Annotated in this window: 13 protein-coding genes, 1 tRNA gene and 1 pseudogene; 9 read left to right on the top strand and 6 right to left on the bottom strand. The window is 66.2% G+C overall.

The window, feature by feature from the left end; translation table 11 throughout:
• Positions 1–160: 160 nt before the first annotated feature.
• From AC3IT0_RS13075 to AC3IT0_RS13065, 3 genes are read left to right on the top strand one after another with little or no spacing between them, the layout of a single operon-like run.
• A complete protein-coding gene (locus AC3IT0_RS13075) occupies positions 161–1330 on the top strand; it encodes a Gfo/Idh/MocA family protein (RefSeq protein ID WP_489320215.1) in 1170 nt (389 codons plus the stop codon).
• Complete coding sequence (locus AC3IT0_RS13070; protein WP_489320214.1) at positions 1330–2544, top strand: dihydrodipicolinate synthase family protein; 1215 nt, start codon at positions 1330–1332, stop codon at positions 2542–2544. The genes AC3IT0_RS13075 and AC3IT0_RS13070 overlap by 1 nt, the downstream gene beginning before the upstream one ends.
• Positions 2541–3398 carry a sugar phosphate isomerase/epimerase family protein gene (locus AC3IT0_RS13065; protein WP_489320213.1) on the top strand — a complete coding sequence of 286 codons (858 nt, stop codon included), beginning with the start codon at positions 2541–2543 and terminating at the stop codon, positions 3396–3398. Before AC3IT0_RS13070 ends, AC3IT0_RS13065 begins: the two co-directional genes overlap by 4 nt.
• Positions 3399–3506: 108 nt before the next feature.
• On the opposite strand, the gene AC3IT0_RS13060 is transcribed toward AC3IT0_RS13065, so the two are convergent.
• Positions 3507–3579 (bottom strand) — tRNA-Arg (locus AC3IT0_RS13060).
• Positions 3580–3791: 212 nt separating this feature from the next.
• On the opposite strand from AC3IT0_RS13060, the gene AC3IT0_RS13055 reads away from it, so the two are divergent.
• The 3 genes from AC3IT0_RS13055 to ettA all read left to right on the top strand — a co-directional run bounded on the left by AC3IT0_RS13055 (position 3792) and on the right by ettA (position 6771).
• Entirely contained in the window at positions 3792–4373 is a 582-nt protein-coding gene (locus AC3IT0_RS13055) for a single-stranded DNA-binding protein (RefSeq protein WP_489320212.1), read from the top strand.
• A gap of 111 nt (positions 4374–4484) precedes the next feature.
• Positions 4485–5042: a DUF6993 domain-containing protein gene (locus AC3IT0_RS13050; protein WP_489320211.1), complete on the top strand. Its 558-nt coding sequence runs from the start codon at positions 4485–4487 to the stop codon at positions 5040–5042.
• Positions 5043–5088: 46 nt separating this feature from the next.
• Positions 5089–6771, top strand: coding sequence for an energy-dependent translational throttle protein EttA (gene ettA, locus AC3IT0_RS13045; RefSeq protein ID WP_489320210.1), 1683 nt, complete (start codon positions 5089–5091; stop codon positions 6769–6771).
• A 50-nt stretch (positions 6772–6821) separates the two neighbouring features.
• On the opposite strand, the gene AC3IT0_RS13040 is transcribed toward ettA, so the two are convergent.
• Positions 6822–7802 (bottom strand): acyl-CoA thioesterase, encoded by a 981-nt coding sequence (locus AC3IT0_RS13040; protein ID WP_489320209.1) that lies wholly within the window; start codon positions 7800–7802, stop codon positions 6822–6824.
• Positions 7803–7865: 63 nt separating this feature from the next.
• Between AC3IT0_RS13040 and AC3IT0_RS13035 the strand changes: the two genes are divergently transcribed.
• Positions 7866–8522 (top strand): DUF8185 domain-containing protein, encoded by a 657-nt coding sequence (locus AC3IT0_RS13035; RefSeq protein WP_489320208.1) that lies wholly within the window; start codon positions 7866–7868, stop codon positions 8520–8522.
• A gap of 42 nt (positions 8523–8564) precedes the next feature.
• On the opposite strand, the gene AC3IT0_RS13030 is transcribed toward AC3IT0_RS13035, so the two are convergent.
• The gene (locus AC3IT0_RS13030; protein ID WP_489320207.1) at positions 8565–9017 is read right to left on the bottom strand and encodes a globin; all 453 of its coding nucleotides are present in this window, start codon (positions 9015–9017) and stop codon (positions 8565–8567) included.
• 4 nt (positions 9018–9021) lie between these two features.
• A complete protein-coding gene (locus AC3IT0_RS13025) occupies positions 9022–9705 on the bottom strand; it encodes a mechanosensitive ion channel family protein (protein ID WP_489320206.1) in 684 nt (227 codons plus the stop codon).
• Positions 9706–9835: 130 nt separating this feature from the next.
• Between AC3IT0_RS13025 and AC3IT0_RS13020 the strand changes: the two are divergent.
• Positions 9836–10829 (top strand): annotated as a pseudogene (locus AC3IT0_RS13020) (NAD-dependent epimerase/dehydratase family protein).
• A 79-nt stretch (positions 10830–10908) separates the two neighbouring features.
• On the opposite strand, the gene AC3IT0_RS13015 reads toward AC3IT0_RS13020, so the two are convergent.
• Both AC3IT0_RS13015 and pepN read right to left on the bottom strand, forming a co-directional pair.
• Positions 10909–11382: an OsmC family protein gene (locus AC3IT0_RS13015; RefSeq protein ID WP_489320205.1), complete on the bottom strand. Its 474-nt coding sequence runs from the start codon at positions 11380–11382 to the stop codon at positions 10909–10911.
• A gap of 8 nt (positions 11383–11390) precedes the next feature.
• Positions 11391–13958, bottom strand: coding sequence for an aminopeptidase N (pepN, locus tag AC3IT0_RS13010; protein ID WP_489320204.1), 2568 nt, complete (start codon positions 13956–13958; stop codon positions 11391–11393).
• Positions 13959–14067: 109 nt separating this feature from the next.
• On the opposite strand from pepN, the gene AC3IT0_RS13005 reads away from it, so the two are divergent.
• Positions 14068–15084, top strand: a complete 1017-nt coding sequence (locus AC3IT0_RS13005; RefSeq protein ID WP_489320203.1) for a hypothetical protein — start codon at positions 14068–14070, stop codon at positions 15082–15084.
• The last annotated feature ends 78 nt before the right edge of the window (positions 15085–15162 follow it).

Raw genomic sequence — 15162 nt, 5'->3', positions numbered from 1 at the left:
CAGACTTTCGGCGCCGTTAGCGCCGCTTTCAGTATGGCAGTTTGGGGATACTTTGGGAAAGCGCTTGCCAACCTGAACGGGTGCGGTGCATGATGGATGCACTGGGAATGCGCTTTCCCAATCAGTTTGAGTAACACTGCTCACTCACCGTGGAGGAAACATGGGCTTCGAAACAAAGACGATCCGTATCGCCATGAACGGCATCACCGGCCGGATGGGTTACCGCCAGCACCTGCTGCGTTCAATCCTTCCCATCCGCGACGCCGGCGGATTCACCCTGGAAGACGGCACCAAAGTCCAGGTGGAACCGATCCTGGTAGGCCGCAATGAGGCCAAGATCCGTGAGCTGGCAGAGCTCCACAAGGTGGCCGAATGGACCACGGACCTGGATTCCGTGATCAACGATCCCTCGGTGGACGTCATCTTCGATGCGTCCATGACCAGCCTCCGCGCCGCCACCCTGAAGAAGGCCATGCGCGCCGGCAAGCACATCTTCACCGAGAAGCCCACGGCCGAGACCCTCGAGGAAGCCATCGAGCTGGCCCGCATCGGCAAGGAAGCCGGTGTCACCGCCGGCGTTGTGCACGACAAGCTGTACCTCCCCGGCCTGGTCAAGCTCCGCCGCCTGGTGGACGAAGGCTTCTTCGGCCGCATCCTGTCCATCCGCGGCGAGTTCGGCTACTGGGTCTTCGAAGGCGACGTCCAGGCAGCACAGCGCCCGTCCTGGAACTACCGCAAGGAGGACGGGGGCGGCATGACCACGGACATGTTCTGCCACTGGAACTACGTCCTCGAAGGCATCATCGGCAAGGTCAAGAGCGTCAACGCCAAGACCGCCACGCACATCCCGGCCCGCTGGGACGAGGCCGGCAAGGAATACAAGGCCACCGCCGACGACGCCTCCTACGGCATCTTCGAACTCGAAACCCCGGGCGGCGAGCCTGTCATCGGCCAGATCAACTCCTCCTGGGCCGTCCGCGTCTACCGCGACGAACTGGTGGAGTTCCAGGTCGACGGCACGCACGGTTCGGCCGTAGCCGGTTTGAACAAGTGCGTCGCGCAGCAGCGCGCCCACACGCCGAAGCCCGTCTGGAACCCGGACCTGCCCGTCACGGAATCCTTCCGCAGCCAGTGGCAGGAAGTCCCTGCCAACGCCGAGCTGGACAACGGCTTCAAGCTGCAGTGGGAAGAATTCCTCCGCGACGTCGTCGCCGGCCGCGAGCACCGCTTCGGCCTGCTGTCCGCCGCCCGCGGTGTCCAGCTCGCCGAGTTGGGCCTGCAGTCCAACGACGAACGCCGCACCATCGACATCCCGGAGATCACACTCTGATGACTTCCCTCATCCTTCCCACCCACGACGGCGGTACCCGCGAGTACCGCCTCCAGGGCGGCGTGTCGTGGGCCCGCCCCACCGCCCCGCTCACGTCACGGCGCGCCTACGCCGCCGCGCACGTCATTCCCGAGGTCCTCGCGGACAACACACCGGGCGCCCCGGCCAGACTCGACTGGGACGCCACCATGGCATACCGGCACGAACTCTGGTCCTACGGCCTGGGTGTAGCGGATGCCATGGACACGGCCCAGCGCGGCATGGGCCTGGACTGGGCGGCCACACAGCAGCTCATCAAGCGCACTGGTGTGGAGGCCGCATCGGTGGTCTCCGCCCGTAATGCCGCAACCGCCGGCAAGACTGTCCGCGACCTCGTCTCGTGCGGCGCCGGCACGGACCAGCTGGACCTCGCAACCCTGCCCGCCGGCAGGGCAGGTCTTGCCGCGGTCCTGGATGCCTACCGCGAGCAGATCGCCGTCGTCAGTGAAGCCGGACCCAAGATCATCCTGATGGCCTCCCGGGCGCTGGCCCGCGTGGCCACAGGTCCGGACGACTACCTGCACGTTTACTCGACGCTGCTGCAGGAAGTGGACCAGCCCGTCATCCTGCACTGGCTCGGCACCATGTTCGATCCTGCACTGGCCGGCTATTGGGGCAGCGACGACGTTGCTGCCGCGACAGAGACGTTCCTGTCCCTGATCCGCGAGCACGCGGACAAGGTGGACGGCGTGAAGGTATCCCTGCTGGATGCAACGCACGAGGTTGCCCTGCGCGCTGCCCTTCCCGAAGGCGTCCGCCTCTACACCGGCGACGACTTCAACTACCCGGAACTGATCGACGGCGACGGCGATCACCACTCGGACGCCCTGCTGGGCATCTTCGCGGCGATCTACCCCGCGGCGTCGGTTGCGTTGCAGAAGTACGACGTCGGCAAGGCTGCGGAAGCGCGCGCCATCCTGGACTCCACCCGCGAGCTCGGCAAGCACATCTTCAGCGCCCCCACGTTCTACTACAAAACCGGGATCGCGTTTATGTCCTGGCTCAACGGCAAGCAGCCCGGCTTCCAGATGGTGGGCGGCCTGCACTCCGGCCGCTCCGTCTGCCACCTCGCCAAGACCTTCGAACTGGCTGACAAGGCAGGGCTGCTGAAGGACCCGGCGCTCGCCGCGTTCCGGATGTCCGACTACCTGCGCATCAACGGAGTGGGAGTATGACATCCAATTCAGAACCGTCCCCTTTTTCACGACTTTCCCTGAACAGCGCCACGACCAAGAAATTGACGCTTGCCGAAGTGGTCGATGGCTGTGTCCGCGCCGGAATCCCCGCGATCGCCCCGTGGCGCGACCGGGTTGAAGAAGCGGGGCTGGACAAGGCCGCGAAGCTGATCAAGGACGCCGGCCTCCGGGTCTCCTCCCTGTGCCGGGGCGGCTTCCTGACAGCAGCCGACGCTGAAGGCCAGGCCGCCGCGCTGGCGGACAACAGGACGGCAGTCCTCGAAGCGGCTGCGCTGGACACCAGGGAACTCTTCCTGGTGGTCGGCGGGCTGGCGCCGGGCGAGAAGGACGTGGTGGCTGCCCGCCAGCGCGTTGCTGACCGCCTCGCCGATCTTGTCCCGTTCGCCTCGGAGAACGGCATCCGGCTGGTGCTGGAGCCGCTGCACCCCATGTACGCAGCGGACCGCGCCGTCATTTCGACCCTGGGCCAGGCCCTGGATCTTGCAACCCCGTTTGATGCGCACGCGGTGGGCGTCGCCGTCGATACCTTCCACGTCTGGTGGGATCCGGAACTGAAGGCACAGATTGAACGTGCCGGCAGGGAAGGGCGCATCGCCTCGTACCAGGTGTGTGACTTCAACATGCCCATTGCGGCCGATCCGCTGCTGTCCCGGGGATTTATGGGCGACGGCGTCATTGACTTCGCCACCATCGGCACCTGGGTCAGGGATGCCGGGTATACCGGGGACATCGAGGTTGAAATCTTCAACCAGGAGATCTGGGACGCTGACGGCGATGCGGTTATGGAGACCGTCAAGGCGCGCTACGCGGAACTCGTCCTGCCTTACGCCTAAGAAGGGCACGTTTACACCAGCCACACAAAGAGGAACACCCCGGTCTGCTGACCGGGGTGTTTTTCGCTGACCGGCGCATCCGTCAAGGATGTCCGGCTCATCATCTTGTGCCCCAGGAGGGAATCGAACCCCCGACCGGCGGATTAGAAGGCCGCTGCTCTATCCCCTGAGCTACTGGGGCACGTGGCGCCACAACCAGAAATCCGGCGCATCAAAAGTTTACACGGCCCCAGGGTGCGGCCGCGTCACCTGGGCGGCCGCCCGGCACTGCTCCTCAACAGGCCGGTTCCAGGCAGGTTATGCACATACGCGAAGTTGTCCCTCGCGGCCCGGTGCCGTCAACGCGAAGCTGGTTCTGCCGCTAAGGCACCACCTTCGAGACAGGACAAGACGATGAGTGACTACCAAACGTTCCGGGGCTTCGTTGCCACGGATATCAAGACCTCCACAACTCCGGGCGGCGTTGGCACCGCCTCCTTCCGCCTCGGTTCGACGGCGCGGCGCTTTGACCGCGCCACCAGTACCTGGGTGGACACCCACACCAACTGGTTCAACGTCCAGGGCTACCGTCAGCTTGCCGGGAACATGGCCTGCAGCATCAAGAAGGGCCAGTGCGTCATCGTCGTGGGCCGGCTCAAGCTCCGCAGCTGGGAGAAAGACGGCCGGGTCTACCATTCGGCCGAAATCGATGCCGATTCCGTGGGGCACGACCTCAAGCGCGGTTCGGCCAACTACATCCGCACCAGCGACACCGGACTGCACGTCGTCTCAGACAACGGCGCGGCGGGGCAGGATGCGGCAGTGGAGGGCAACGGCATCGGCCCAGTTGATCCTGACGACGACGGCGGCGACCCGGACGACGGGGAGCACACGGACGACGACGCCGCAGCGTTGGCAGTCTTCCACGAGGACGCAGACGGCAACCACATCCCGGTGGACACTGAAACAGGCGAGCTCGCCGGAGCCAACGTCTGAAAGTAGTGCTGGCGTTGGACACCGCACGGGACGCGGGCGGAGCCGGTGCCGGCAGTCCGCCCGCGCCGGGACCGTTCCGTCCCAGGCTTGGCCGCGTGACAGAATGGCGGCATGAATCGCGCGACGGACACCCGGCAGGCATCTCCAATCACCAGCCGGACCAGCCGTTCCTGGCGGTTTGGGTCAAATGCGGGACGGGCGCCCGCGGCGCTCGCCGGCAGCCTCCTGATGGTTCTCGCCCTAGCAGCCTGCACCGGCGGCTCCCCAACAGGAACCGGGCAGGCTGTTGCCACCTCCGGCGATGTGGCCACACCCTCGGAGCCGGCCACTACGGGCTCCACCCAGCCGGCCGCCACGTCCCCGGCGGAGGACCCGGCCATCGTGATGATGAAACAGACAATAACGGATGCGCTGGGCAGGCTGGCGGCGGGGACACCAAAGCCAGCCACAGCCCAGGTGACAGATGCCCTGACCGGCGCAGGGATTTCCCCTGCGGCCCTGGAAGTGTCGGCGAGCCGGACGCCTACCGGGCTGGAAGCCGATGCCATTGAGGCTGCAGTGCTGCAGGGCAACGACTGCGTGGTGGGGCAGGTCCGCGACGGCAACGTCACCGTTACCGTTCTGCCGGTCCTGGCCAGCGGCAAGTGCTTCGTAGGAGCGCTTGCCTGACGCCTCGAATGTGAGTTAAGCCCGCCAACCCACTAGATTTGGAACCATGGCGGAATTTATCTACACAATGACCAATGCCCGCAAGGCAGTTGGCGAAAAACTCATTCTTGACAACGTAAGCATGTCGTTCTTCCCGGGCGCCAAAATCGGTGTTGTTGGCCCGAACGGTGCCGGTAAGTCCACCATCCTGAAGATCATGGCCGGACTGGACATCCCGTCCAACGGTGAGGCCCGGCTCAGCCCCGGCTACACCGTGGGGATCCTGTTGCAGGAACCGCCACTGAACGAGGAAAAGACCGTCCTGGGCAACGTCCAGGAAGGTGTCGGCGAGATCTACGGCAAGATCCAGCGCTTCAACGAGATCTCCGAGGAAATGTCCAGCCCCGACGCTGACTTCGACGTCCTGCTCGAAGAAATGGGTCAGCTGCAGGAAGCCATTGACGCCGCGGAAGCCTGGGATCTCGACTCCCAGCTTGAGCAGGCCATGGACGCCCTCCGCTGCCCGCCCGCGGACGCCGACGTAACACTGCTCTCCGGCGGTGAGCGACGCCGCGTGGCCCTCTGCAAGCTCCTGCTGCAGAAGCCCGACCTCCTGCTTCTCGACGAGCCCACCAACCACCTGGACGCCGAGAGCGTGCTGTGGCTGGAACAGCACCTCTCCAGCTACGCCGGCGCAGTTCTGGCCGTCACCCACGACCGGTACTTCCTTGACCACGTCGCGGAATGGATCGCCGAGGTTGACCGCGGCCACCTGTACCCCTACGAGGGCAACTACTCCACGTACCTGGAGAAGAAGCGCGCCCGCCTGGAAGTCCAGGGCAAGAAGGACGCCAAGCAGGCCAAGCGCCTCACCGAGGAACTCGAGTGGGTACGCTCCAACGCCAAGGGCCGCCAGACCAAGTCCAAGGCCCGTCTGGCCCGCTACGAGGAAATGGCTGCCGAGGCTGACCGCACGCGCAAGCTTGACTTCGAAGAGATCCAGATTCCGCCGGGCCCGCGCCTGGGCGGCCTGGTGCTGGAAGCCAAGAACCTGCAGAAGGGCTTCGACGACCGCACCCTGATCGACGGACTGTCCTTCACGCTTCCCCGCAACGGCATCGTCGGCGTCATCGGCCCCAACGGCGTGGGCAAGTCCACGCTGTTCAAAACCATCGTGGGCCTGGAACCGCTCGACGGCGGCGAGCTGAAGATCGGCGATTCGGTCAAGATCTCCTACGCGGACCAGAGCCGCGGCGGCATCGACCCGAACAAGACCCTGTGGGAAGTTGTTTCCGACGGCCTCGATTACATCCAGGTGGGCCAGGTTGAAATGCCGTCCCGCGCCTATGTTGCCGCTTTCGGCTTCAAGGGTCCGGACCAGCAGAAGAAAGCCGGGGTACTCTCCGGTGGTGAGCGCAACCGCCTTAACCTTGCGCTGACCCTCAAGCAGGGCGGAAACCTGCTGCTCCTTGACGAACCCACCAACGACCTCGACGTCGAGACCCTCAGCAGCCTTGAAAACGCGCTGCTGGAGTTCCCCGGCTGCGCCGTAGTGGTCTCGCACGACCGCTGGTTCCTGGACCGGGTGGCCACGCACATCCTGGCCTACGAAGGCGACGAGGGAAACCCTGCCAAGTGGTACTGGTTCGAGGGCAACTTCGAATCCTACGAGGAGAACAAGGTAGAGCGGCTCGGACCCGACGCGGCCAAGCCGCACCGCGTGACCCACCGCCGCCTCACCCGCGACTGATCGCAAAGAAAAGGCCGGCACCCCGCCCAGGGGTGCCGGCCTTTCTGCTGTCAGTTCCGCCCGGCCTTGCGGATCTGGTGGTCCAGGACCTTGGACTGGAAGGCGCCAACTACTTTGTTCTTCAGGTCGGTGGGAACCCGGACCATGCCCTCCTGCGCCACCGAGGCAACGTGCTGCCCGGCCCGGTTGAAGATCTTGCCCGTGGCGAGGCCGCGGGCTCCCTGGGCGCTGGGCGATTCCTGGACGTAGAGCAGCCATTCGTCCACGCGGGCGGGACGGTGCCACCACATGGCGTGGTCAAGGCTGGCCACACTCATGCCGGGCGTGATCCAGCTCAGCCCGTGGCGGCGCAGGATGGATTCCAGGAGCGTGTAGTCGCTGGCGTAGGCCAGTGCGGCCCGGTGCAGGTTCGTATCATCCGGCATGGGCCCGAACGTCTTCATCCAGACGGCGTTCCGGGCTTCCTTCTTGCCTTTGGCCGAAACGTAGAGCGGCGGGTCAACGTGCCGGATATCAAAGGGCCGCTCGTAAGCCCAATGCTGGGCGATGGGGTGGTCGAACTTGCCCAGCAGGTCCGCCGTGCTGGGCAGCGACTCAGGATCGGGGATGCCGGCGGGCATCTTGGACTCGTGGTCGAGGCCTTCGTCCAGGCCCTGGAAGGACGCGATCATCGAAAGGATGGGCACGCCTTCCTGGTACGCGTGAACCCGCCTGGCCGAAAAGGACCTGCCGTCGCGCAGGCGCTGGACACCGAACGTGATGGGCTTGTTGGCGTCTCCTGGCCGGAGGAAATAGCCGTGCATGGAGTGGACAAACCGTTCCGGGTCCACAGTCCTCATGGAAGCGATCAGCGACTGGGCCAAGACCTGGCCACCGAACACGCGCTGCCGGGGCTGCTGCTGCGATGGGCCAAGGAAGATGTCCTCATCGGTCCGGGCGCCTTCAAGCTCACCGAGGTTAAGGAGTTGGATGAGCGTTTCGGTGGGGTCGCCGTTGGGTGGCGCCAGCAGTCCGGTTTCGGCTTCAGTCATGGATTGACTCTAGACGTCGCCCCGCCGCTGCTCAACCGAGCTTCAGCCGGTAGTGTTCTTAATGTGTCTGACCTACTTACTAAGTCCTTCCGGTTCGCCGATCCGCATGATCTCGCCGATCTGCGCACCTTCGCCACCCGTGCCAAGGCCGTGGACGACGGCGCCATCCGGCTTCAGGCCGCAGGCTCCGTTCTCGCGGCCTACGTATGCGTGCTGCGGCCCCGCCTGCTGGGCGAATCCACCCCCACCATCCTGGGCCTGCGCACGATGGCGCTGGCGGAACCTTCCGGAATTGACGTGACGGTGCCGCTGTCAGCAGTGCTTGACCGGCTTGCCAGGGCAGGGGAGGACGACGTCGAGCTGCCGGTTCCGCCATCCACCGTCACGGAATCGTGGACGGGCGTCGGCGCGCCGCGCACCGGCTGGGAGCTGGTGGGGGTGTTATCGGATGCCGACCTCCGGCGCGCGGCCGAAGCCGGCATCACCGAAGTTGCCGGCATTGTGCCCGCCCAGCCGGGGGCACTGATCGTCAACAACGCACGCGCCGCCGTGTGGGGCCGGGCCCTTGACGACTCCGGCCTCCCGGCAGGAGCCGCCTTCGCGGCACTCACCCTGGGGTTCCTCGCAGACGCGGACCAGAAGCTCTACCGGGCGGGCCGTTGGTTCCGCCTCAGCGGTCCGCGCGGCCACGTCCTGGCGCGGACCGGCAGCGGCCTCTAGGACCGGCCCGCCGCCGTCGTACGCGCTAAGGCGTCAGGCCGGTCAGGCGTCCGAGGGGCTGTTCACCATGGACAGCGCGGCGCGTTCCATGTAGTCCCAGAGCGTTCCCTCGTACAAGGGAGGCAGTTCCAGGGAATCGACCGCCGTTCGCATGTGGAACAGCCAGCGGTCCTTGGCTTCCGGCGTGACCCGGAACGGGATGTGGCGCATCCGCAGGCGAGGGTGCCCGCGCTCCTCGCCGTAGGTTGTAGGCCCGCCCCAGTACTGCTCCAGGAACATCAGGAACCGACGCTTGGCCGGCGCAAGGTCCTCCTCCGGGTACATCGGGCGCAACAGCGCGTCGGTGGCGACGCCGTCGTAAAAGACATCGATCAGCTTGGCGAACGTCTCGTGTCCGCCCACGGCATCGTAGAAGTTATCCGTGTAGCCGGGCTGGCTGAAGGGATCGTTCTGCATCAGCTGGCGTGGCCGCTGCGGCTCGACGGGTGTGGTCATGGCTCTATTCTCCCGCCTTCTGCGGCGTTTTCTTGGCCTCGGTGGCAGGCTCATGCAAAGCAGTCTCGGGCCCGGCCACCGGGGCATCATCCGAAACGGGCACGTAGTTGCCCTGCGAACGGTTGCCGACGCGAAGAATTTCGCCATTGCGGAGGTACCAGATGGCGCCGTCCTCCGAGCGGACCCGGGTGATGCGCAGCCCCATGGACTCGACCACACCCACTACTTCGCTGGTTTCGATGACGTCGCCGATCCCGTACTGGTCCTCGATGGTGATGAAGATCCCCGCGAGGAAATCACGGATCAGCTGCTGCGCGCCGAAACCGATGGCCACACCCAGGATGCCCACGCTGGTCAGCAGCGGTGCGATGTTGATGTCCAGGTTCTGCAGCACGTACATGATGGTGATCACGGCCACCAGTACGCCCACGATGCTGTTCAGCAGGGAACCGATGGTCTCCGCCCGCTGCACGCGGCGTTCATGGTCCAGTGCCCGCAGTGCCGGGGCCACCCACTTGAAATGCGGTTTTTTGAAGAAATTGCTGCCTGCAGCCACACGCTTGCTGATCCGGGAAATCACGAACGTAGCCACCAGCCACACGGCGATTCCGACGCCGAGGCTGATCGCGATGCCCGTGATGCTGACGCCGTTGGGCTGCGAGGTGAGGGGAGGGGGTGTAATCGGCATCGTGCTGAACATAGAGGAAAACTCCTTGGGGGTCACCGGCGGCGGCCGGGGATGACGTCGGCCCATGCACAGGTTCGCCCGCGGCATAAGGCTCTATTCTCTTTCCACCCTAGCGCCGTAGCGTGGCCCCATGCGCATCCTCATTCTGGGCGGAACCGCCTTTCTCTCGTCTGAAATCGCCCGGCAGGCCGTTTCCGCAGGTCATACGGTCACGTGCCTGGCCCGCGGATCGGCGTCGGAACCGCCGGACGGTGTCCAGTGGGTAAAAACGGACCGTTCACTCGGCGCGAACAGCTACGCACAGGTGGCAGCGGACTGGGATGCGGTCATTGACGTGGCCCGTGATCCTGTCCCGGCCAAGGAGGCACTGACCGTCCTGGCCCAACGGACCGCGCACTGGACGTTTGTGTCCAGCTGCTCCGTCTACGGAGACACTTCGACGCCCGGAGCGGCTGAGGACGCCGCGCTCCTGGCCCCCTTGCCGGCCGGAACAGAATCCACTCCCGAGAACTATGGCGAATCCAAGTCAGCGATTGAAGAGGCAACCCTGGACGCCGCGGGGGACAGGGCGCACCTCTGCCGCGCCGGCCTGATCGGTGGCCCCGGCGACGGGACGGACCGGTACGGCTACTGGCCCGCAAGGTTCGCCAGGGCCAACGGCCCGGCCGTGGTCCCGGATATCCAAGGCCACGCCACGCAGGTCATCGATGTGCGGGACCTCGCGGCCTGGGTCCTCGATGCTGCCCAGCGTGGGGTGACCGGGCCGCTGAATGCTGTGGGGGACCAGGTGCCCTTCGGCGAGTACATCGAGGCGGCCAAAACAGTGGCCCGGGTACCGGGGCGACGTCCTCGGCGCACCGGAGGACTGGCTCCTGGAGCGCGGGATCGACTACTGGGCCGGGCCGGATTCGCTCCCGCTGTGGCTCCCGCCCGGCCACGAGGGGTTCTGCAGCCGCAGCAACCACGCCGCCAGGGCTGCCGGGCTGGCGACCAGGCCCTGGCAGGAAACGCTGGCGGCCGCACTGGAGGACGAGCGCCGCCGCGGCCTGGACCGCCCCCGCAAAGCAGGTCTCACGCCCGCCACCGAAGCGCGGCTGGCAGAGGAGCTGATCCAGAGCCGCTGAGTCCGGCCCCGCCCAACTGGGTAGCAGTAAGTGTCGTTCTGAGGCCCCAAAACGACAGTTAGTGCGACCTAGTTGGGTCTCAGGCCACCACAGTCACGGGGGAATGAAGCACGGGGAAATTGACGCTCCGGGCGATGAAGCAGACCGCGTTCGCTTCGCGGTGAAGCTGTTCCGTGAGATCCAGGTGGGCGGCGTCCGCCACGGTCACCCGCGGGTTCAGCGTGACGGATTCAAACTGTCCGCTGCCGTCGCGGTTCAGGCGCATAACACCGGTAGCGTCGTCCTGATAGTCGGTCACTACCACCCCGTGCCGCACCGCCACGTGCAGGAAGGACAGCATGTGGCACTGCGCCAGCGCTGCCAGGAGCAGTTGCTCCGGGTTGTAGCGCTCACGGTCCCCATGGAACGTCGGATCGGCGGAGCCTGGCAGGACCGGCAGCCCGGGGATCCGGATGTCGTGGTCCCGTGAGTAGCCACGGTATGACGACGTGCCGTTTCCCAGGTTGCCGGTCCACTGCACCGTCAGCGCATAGTGGTGCTCGCCCAGTCCCATGGCGCGGCCTACAACTCGCCCGGCAGCACGTCGGCCGCGCGTGCCCGCAGGGCCCGGGCCACGCCGTCGCGGTTTTCCAGCATCATGCGGCGCAGGGCGCTGCTGTCGGCCGGAAGGCCGGCGAGGAAAGCATCTGTCCGCTCCACCGTTGCCTGCGTGGTCAGCAGTGCCGGGTAAAGCCCGACGACGATCTGCTGGGCGAGTGCGTGCGTGCGGTTTGCCACGATCCCGGGAACAGCCTCGAAGTACTTTTCCGCGTAGGGCTCCAGCAGTGAACGGTCCAGCACGCGCATAAAGCCAGTGACCGCTGAACCCTGGAGCGCATTGGAGAGTTCTCCCGTGACGACGACCGAGTCCCAGGCGGCTGCCTTGGCCTCGGCCGTGGGGATGGCCGCCGTGGCCAGGGCTGCGGCGTTCTGTCCGCTCGCGGTGTTGTCGCGTTCCAGTTCGGCGTCGATCTGGGTCTGGCCGAGCCGGCCTCCGGACACCAGCGATGCCAGCAGCTCCCAGCGAAGGTCCTGGTCCACGGCCAGCCCCTCCAGCGTCAAAGAGCCGTCCAGGAGCCCGGCGACGGTGTCCAGCTGGCCTGGGCTGCAGGCCAGCAGGGCAAACGACTTCACAAACTGCAGCTGGGCGTCGGACCCGCCAAGTGCTGCGCTGGTCAGATCCCACAGCGTGTCCACGGCGGCGACAGTGGTGGCCTCGCGGTGCTCCTCGGCGACATAGAAGTTCAGTGTGGTGGCCAGCTGGCGCAGCTGGACCAGGATCACCGAGGAATCGGACTCCGCGGCCACGTTGGCCAGGATCAGCTCCACGTACCGGCGTGCGGGGGACTCGCCGTCGCGGGCGGCGTCCCAGGCGGAGTTCCACACCAGGGTGCGCGGCAGGCTCTCGCTGAAGTCCTTCAGGTGCGCCGTTGCCGTGGCGAGGGACTTCTCGTCCAGCCGGACCTTGGCGTAGGCGAGGTCGTCGTCGTTGACCAGGATCAGGTCAGGCTGGGCCAGGCCCGCCAGCTCCGGCACCTCGGTGCGCTCGCCGTCGACGTCGAGCTCCTCACGGTGGACGCGCTCCAGCCTGCCCGCGCCATTCAGGTTGTAGAACCCGACGGCGAGCCGGTGCGGACGGATGGTGGGCCACTCCTCGACGGCGGACTGCACGATGGTGAAGGACGTCAGCGTGCCGGAGCCGTCCACGGCGAGCTCCGGCTTGAGCGTATTGACGCCGGCGGTCTCCAGCCAGAGGCGGCCCCACTGGTCCAGGTCGCGGCCGCTGGCCTTTTCCAGTTCCACCATGAGGTCGCTGAGCTCGGTGTTCTGCCAGGCGTGCTTGGCGAAGTACTCCCGGACCCCGGCCATGAACTGCTCCGGCCCCACCCAGGCCACCAGCTGGCGCAGGACTGAGGCGCCCTTGGCGTAGGTGATGCCGTCGAAGTTGACCTCCACGTCCTGCAGGTCGTTGATATCGGCGAAGATCGGGTGCGTCGTGGGCAGCTGGTCCTGGCGGTAGGCCCAGGACTTCTCCACCGAGGCGAAGGTGGTCCACGCGCTGGTGAAGGACGTGTTTTCCACGGCCGCGAGGTGGGACATGTATTCGGCGAAGGATTCGTTGAGCCAGAGGTCGTTCCACCAGCGCATGGTCACCAGGTCGCCGAACCACATGTGCGCGAGCTCGTGCAGCACGGTGATGGCCCGGCGCTCGATCTGCGCCCCGGTGACCTTGCTCCGGAAAACGTAGCCTTCGAGGATGGTGACCGCGCCGGCGTTCTCCATGGCGCCCGCGTTGAATTCGGGCACAAAGAGCTGGTCGTACTTCTCGAACGGGTACGGGACGCCGAACTGCGCCTCGAAGAATTCGAAGCCCTGGCGGGTCAGGGCAAAGATGTTGTCCGCGTCGAGGTACTGCATCAGGGACTTCCGGGCAAAAACGCCCAGCGGGATCACCCGGCCGTCGGAGCTGGCCACTTCGCTGCGGACCGACTGGTACGGGCCGGCGATCAGGGCGGTGACATAGGAGGACAGCCGCGGCGTGGGGGTGAACGTCCAGACTGAGCGTGCGCCGCCGTCGTCCCCTGGCGTGGCCTCCACCGGGGCGGGGGTGGGGGAGTTGGAGATGACATCCCAGTGTGACGGCGCGGTGACCGTGAACCTGAAGGTGCCCTTGAGGTCGGGCTGCTCAAACACCGCGAACATCCGGCGCGAATCGGGAACCTCGAACTGCGTGTACAGGTACACCTCGTTGTCCACCGGATCCACAAAGCGGTGCAGGCCTTCGCCGGTGTTCATGTACGGCGCGTCGGCCACCACCGTGAGCTCGTTGGAGCCGGCCAGGTCCGGCAGTTGGATCCGGATACCGTCGGAGACGGCTGCAGGGTCCAGTGCACGCCCGTTGAGCGTGACGCTGTGCACGGCATGGGTGACGGCATCGATGAACGTGGAAGATCCTGGCGCTGCCGTGAACTTCACCGTGGTGGTGGTCCCGAAGACCTTCTCGCCCCGGGTCAGGTCGAGGATGACATCGTAGGAGTCAACGTTGATGAGTTCGGCACGCTCGCGGGCTTCGGCGCGAGTCAGGTTCATACCTGGCAAGTGGGACCTCCAGAAGGGGTTGCGGTTGCCGGCGGGCGGTGGCCTGCACCGGCGAGTGAAGTCATTCTGTCACGGCCTCCCGCGGGAGTAGCGTTAAGGCATGGGCAAGTTCCGGGATTCGGTGGATACCAAGGCTCTGCGCTTCGCTGTCGGCTTTCCCGTGGTCCTGGCGGCGGCTTTTGTGTTCTGCGCTTTTCTGCTGCGGCCCGATCTTCCGGACCCCGTGGCGATCAGCTGGACGGCCGACGGCGGTGCCTCCTTTGCCCCGTTCGGCGCCTATGCGGGCGGCGGAGCGCTGCTCATCATCGCCTCAGGCTGGCTGGTGCTGTTCCAGGCGGTACCGCTGTCCCGGCCTGCTGTGATGCGCCGGATCATGATGGGAACAGGACTGTTCCTGAGCCTGTTCATCACCAGCGTCCTGGCGGCCGGGCTGGTGGGCCAGGCCGGCCTCGCCGACGCCCGGGAGTCCCGCGTGGACCTCACGGTCCTCGCTCTCGGGAGCGGGGCGGCGTTGTCGCTGGGCGTCATCATGGGGTTCGTCTTCAAAGCTGACAGGCAGTGGTCGCTCGACGATGACCGGGCCCTGGAGTTGGCACTCGCCCGTGAGCTTGACCCGGATCTTGCCGGCGACACGTTCCGGATGTGGGTGCACGCCCGCAGTTCCGTCTTTGTGATGATCGCGGTGGCCAGCCTGTTCCCGGCGGCCCTGATCGTCGTTGCGCTGCCCTGGCTCGGGGCGCTGGTCGCTGCCCTGGCGGTGGTGGGCGCTGCCTTCCTGTGTGCCCGCGTCAAAGCGGACCGCGGCGGCCTGCGTGTCCTGGTGGCCGGCGTGCTCCCGGTCATGCATGTGCCGGCGGCCGCGATCTCCACGGCCAGCGCCGCGGAGGTCCGCGCCGCCGACTACGGCGGGTGGGGCTACCGCAACCACAGCGGGACCGCCGCGATGCTCGTCAGCAGCGGCCCCGCCGTCGTCGTCCATCAAACGAATGGGCGAAACCTTGCGGTCAGCGGCGGCAGCCCGGCATCCGCGGCCCGGCTGGCGGAAGTCCTGACCCGGGTGGCTGCCAGGGCGCACGGGGGTGGCTCCGGCGGGCGTGCCCCGGAGTCTGAGTCCTAGTAACCTTGTCCGTGATGATCTGACCCTGGCCTGAACCAGCACTGCTGGCCACCGGCGCCGAAACGAACGGATACTGCT

The organism is Pseudarthrobacter sp. KH_020_B, assembly GCF_057840185.1.
This window is presented reverse-complemented; position numbering and strand designations above follow the sequence as displayed.

Bases quoted from the DNA above. Each gene is read 5' to 3' on its own strand.
- pepN (WP_489320204.1), bottom strand. From the start codon at position 13,958: ATGAACCTGACTCGCGCCGAAGCCCGCGAGCGTGCCGAACTCATCAAC.
- AC3IT0_RS13015 (WP_489320205.1), bottom strand. From the start codon at position 11,382: ATGGGACTGGGCGAGCACCACTATGCGCTGACGGTGCAGTGGACCGGC.
- AC3IT0_RS13030 (WP_489320207.1), bottom strand. From the start codon at position 9,017: ATGACCACACCCGTCGAGCCGCAGCGGCCACGCCAGCTGATGCAGAAC.
- ettA (WP_489320210.1), top strand. From the start codon at position 5,089: ATGGCGGAATTTATCTACACAATGACCAATGCCCGCAAGGCAGTTGGC.
- AC3IT0_RS13070 (WP_489320214.1), top strand. From the start codon at position 1,330: ATGACTTCCCTCATCCTTCCCACCCACGACGGCGGTACCCGCGAGTAC.
- AC3IT0_RS13065 (WP_489320213.1), top strand. From the start codon at position 2,541: ATGACATCCAATTCAGAACCGTCCCCTTTTTCACGACTTTCCCTGAAC.
- AC3IT0_RS13075 (WP_489320215.1), top strand. From the start codon at position 161: ATGGGCTTCGAAACAAAGACGATCCGTATCGCCATGAACGGCATCACC.
- AC3IT0_RS13050 (WP_489320211.1), top strand. From the start codon at position 4,485: ATGAATCGCGCGACGGACACCCGGCAGGCATCTCCAATCACCAGCCGG.
- AC3IT0_RS13055 (WP_489320212.1), top strand. From the start codon at position 3,792: ATGAGTGACTACCAAACGTTCCGGGGCTTCGTTGCCACGGATATCAAG.
- AC3IT0_RS13025 (WP_489320206.1), bottom strand. From the start codon at position 9,705: ATGCCGATTACACCCCCTCCCCTCACCTCGCAGCCCAACGGCGTCAGC.
- AC3IT0_RS13005 (WP_489320203.1), top strand. From the start codon at position 14,068: ATGGGCAAGTTCCGGGATTCGGTGGATACCAAGGCTCTGCGCTTCGCT.
- AC3IT0_RS13040 (WP_489320209.1), bottom strand. From the start codon at position 7,802: ATGACTGAAGCCGAAACCGGACTGCTGGCGCCACCCAACGGCGACCCC.